This is a genomic window from Zoogloea sp., from assembly GCF_017302315.1.
GTDB lineage: Bacteria > Pseudomonadota > Gammaproteobacteria > Burkholderiales > Rhodocyclaceae > Zoogloea.
Genome location: NZ_JAFLDT010000158.1, coordinates 1 through 3,319, shown reverse-complemented (window position 1 = coordinate 3,319; position 3,319 = coordinate 1). Strand labels below are relative to the sequence as shown.

The following is a 3,319-nucleotide window of genomic DNA, read 5'->3' as shown; positions in this document are numbered from 1 at the left end:
TTTCCTGCGGGCCTGGCGGCCCGAGTTCAACGGCTGCCTGCTGCTGGACGTGCGCATGCCCGGCATGAGCGGGCTGGAGTTGCATGAGCGCTTGAGGGCCCAGTACTGCACCTTGCCGATCATCTTCATCACTGGTCATGGCGATGTGCCGATGGCGGTGGCGGCTCTCAAGAAGGGCGCCGTGGACTTCATCGAGAAGCCCTTCGACGACACGGAGTTGCTGCGCCTGGTTACCCAGTGCCTGGCCAAGGAGCAGGACAGTCGTGCCCGGCGCCGTCAGGATGCCGAGGTGTCACGGCGGCTCGACCAGTTGACCCAGCGCGAGCGGGAGGTGCTCGACCTGATCATCGTCGGCAAGCTCAACAAGCAGATCGCCGACGTGCTCGGCATCAGCATCAAGACGGTGGAAGTGCACCGTGCCCGGGTCATGGAGAAGATGGCGGCCCAGTCCCTGGCCGAGCTCGTCCAGAACGTCATTGCCATCGAAGGCAGCCGCAACTGAGTTTGCTGCGGCGGGCGCGGCATGGGGCTGCAAGCCGTGGTAAACTCACGGGTTTTTCCCGAGGGGCAGTGACATGACGGCTCGCATCATCGATGGCAACGCGCTTTCCGCCAAGCTGCGCGGAGAACTCGCCGCGAAGGCGGCTGAACTGACCGCTCAGGGCACTCAGCCCTGCCTCGCGGTGATCCTGGTGGGGGGCGATCCGGCCTCCGCTGTTTACGTGCGCAACAAGGTGGCCGGCTGCGAGAAGGCCGGCATCAAGTCGCTCAAGTTCGAATACCCGCAGGAGGCCGCGCCCGCCGACGTGCTGGCCCGGATCGCCGAGCTGAACGCCGATCCGTCGGTGCATGGCATCCTGGTGCAGCTGCCGCTGCCGAAGCACTTCGATGAGAAGGCGGTGCTGGAGGCGATCTCCGTCGAGAAGGACGTGGACGGCTTTCATGCCGAGAACGTGGGGCGTCTGTCCCAGGGGCAAGAGGCCTTCGTGCCCTGCACGCCCAATGGCGTGATGGAGATGCTCAAGAGCATCGAGGCGCCCCTGCGCGGTGCAGAGGCCGTGGTGATCGGCCGCTCCAACATCGTCGGCAAGCCGATGGCGATGCTGCTCACGGCGGCGGGTGCCACCGTGACCGTCTGCCACTCGGGCACCCGTGACCTCAATTTTCATACCCGCCGCGCTGACATCCTGGTGGCGGCCATCGGCAAGCCGAAGTTCGTCACCGGCGACATGATCCGCCCGGGCGCCATCGTCATCGACGTGGGCATCAACCGTCTGTCCAGCGGCCCCGATGCGGGCAAGCTGTGCGGCGATGTGGACTTCGAGTCGGCCAAGGACGTGGCCGGCGCCATCACCCCGGTGCCTGGCGGCGTCGGCCCCATGACCATCACCATGCTGCTTGCCAATACCGTTGAGTCGGCAACCCGCGCTGCCCGGAAGGCCTGAATCATGAGCGAGCAACAACCTGTCATCGGCATCGTCATGGGGTCCAACTCCGACTGGCCCACCATGCAGGCCGCGGCCAAGGTGCTGAAGGACTTCGGCGTGCCCTTCGAGGCCCGCGTGGTGTCTGCGCACCGTACCCCCGACCTGATGTTCGAGTACGCCGAGCAGGCGCGGGCCCGTGGCCTGCGCGCCATCATCGCTGGCGCCGGTGGCGCAGCGCATCTGCCTGGCATGATCGCAGCCAAGACCACCGTGCCGGTGCTGGGTGTGCCGGTCCAGTCCAAGGCCTTGTCCGGCAAGGACTCCCTGCTCTCCATCGTGCAGATGCCCAAGGGTATTCCGGTGGCCACCTTTGCCATCGGCGAGGCGGGGGCCGCCAATGCGGGTCTGTTTGCGGTGGCCCTGCTGGCTGGCACCGATGCGGGTCTGGCCGACAAGCTCGAGGCTTTCCGTGCCGCGCAGACTGCCAGCGTGCTGGCCATGACCCTCGACCCGGTCTGAATCCACTGATATTGCAGGACTGAAGCGATGATTCTCCCGCCCGCTACCCTCGGCATGCTTGGCGGCGGCCAGCTTGGCCGCTTCTTCGTCGCCGCTGCCCACGAAATGGGCTTCAAGGTCTGGGTGCTCGATCCTGACCCCCACAGCCCGGCCGGCCTTATCGCCGATCGTCACCTGCAGGCGGGCTACGAGGATTTTGCGGCGCTGGACGCAATGGCCGAGGCCTGTGCGGCGGTGACCACCGAGTTCGAGAACGTGCCGGCGGCCACCCTGGACTACCTGGCCAAGTTCATCCCGGTGCGCCCCGGCGCCCAGGCTGTGGCGGTGTGCCAGAACCGCATCGTCGAGAAGTCCTTCCTGCGCGACAACGGCCTGCCGCATGGCCCTTTTGCGGTGATCCAGTCCGAGGGCGACATCGCTGGGGCGGATGCCGGTCTCTACCCGGCGATCCTCAAGGTGGCCCGCTTCGGCTACGACGGCAAGGGCCAGGCCCGCGTCGCCAATGCGGCCGAGGCGCTGCATGCCTTTCATCAGTTCAAGGGCGAGCCCTGCGTGCTGGAGCAGATGCTGAGCCTCGACTACGAAGTGTCGGTGGTGCTGGCGCGCGACGAGAATGGCAAGGTGAAGTGTTTTCCCACGGTGGAGAACCAGCACAGCCGCGGCATCCTGGATGTGTCCATCGCCCCGGCCCGGGCGTCGGCCTGTCAGCGTGACACGGCTCAGGAGTACGCCGAGCGGATCGCCGAGCGTCTGGGCTTCATCGGTACCCTGGCGGTGGAGTTCTTCGTCAGCCGGGGGCAGCTCTACGTCAATGAGATGGCGCCGCGGCCCCACAACAGCGGCCATCACACCATCGACGCCTGTGCGGTCAGCCAGTACGATCAGCAGGTCCGTGCCCTGTGTGGCATCCCCTTGGGCGAGCCGCGTCAGCACAGCGCCTCGGTGATGGTGAATCTGCTTGGCGAACTGTGGTTCGAGGGGGGAGACCCCCATGGCCGTTATCGCGAGCCCGACTGGTCGGTGCTGCATGCGGTGCCTGGCCTGCGCCTTCACCTTTACGCAAAACATCATGCCCGGCATGGCCGCAAGATGGGCCACTTCACGGTGGTCGGTGATGATGCTGCCGACGTGCTGGCCAAGGCCATGGCGGCCCGGGCGGCCATCGGCATCCGCGACGAATAAAGAAGCCGGGGATGAACGACATCCAGCGCGCGGTCGCGCTCCTGCGTCAGGGCGAACTCGTGGCACTGCCCACCGAGACCGTCTATGGCCTGGGCGCGGATGCGCTCAACCCTGTTGCGGTGGCCAAGATCTTTGCCGCCAAGGGGCGACCGTCCGATCATCCGCTGATCGTCCACCTCTCCGAGGCCGGG

5 protein-coding genes are annotated in these 3,319 nt (G+C 66.4%); all 5 read left to right on the top strand.

Annotated features, from left to right (window positions below; translation table 11 throughout):
* Positions 1 to 502 (top strand): response regulator (locus J0L98_RS21445; protein WP_296414264.1); only part of this gene is annotated, 502 nt, incomplete at its 5' end.
* 73 nt (positions 503 to 575) lie between these two features.
* On the top strand, positions 576 to 1,445 hold the full coding sequence (gene folD, locus J0L98_RS21440) for a bifunctional methylenetetrahydrofolate dehydrogenase/methenyltetrahydrofolate cyclohydrolase FolD (RefSeq protein WP_296414263.1): 870 nt from the start codon (positions 576 to 578) through the stop codon (positions 1,443 to 1,445).
* 3 nt (positions 1,446 to 1,448) lie between these two features.
* Positions 1,449 to 1,946, top strand: coding sequence for a 5-(carboxyamino)imidazole ribonucleotide mutase (purE, locus tag J0L98_RS21435; RefSeq protein WP_296414262.1), 498 nt, complete (start codon positions 1,449 to 1,451; stop codon positions 1,944 to 1,946).
* 27 nt (positions 1,947 to 1,973) lie between these two features.
* A complete protein-coding gene (locus tag J0L98_RS21430) occupies positions 1,974 to 3,128 on the top strand; it encodes a 5-(carboxyamino)imidazole ribonucleotide synthase (protein ID WP_296414261.1) in 1,155 nt (384 codons plus the stop codon).
* Positions 3,129 to 3,139: 11 nt separating this feature from the next.
* Positions 3,140 to 3,319 (top strand): Sua5/YciO/YrdC/YwlC family protein (locus tag J0L98_RS21425; RefSeq protein WP_296414260.1); only part of this gene is annotated, 180 nt, incomplete at its 3' end.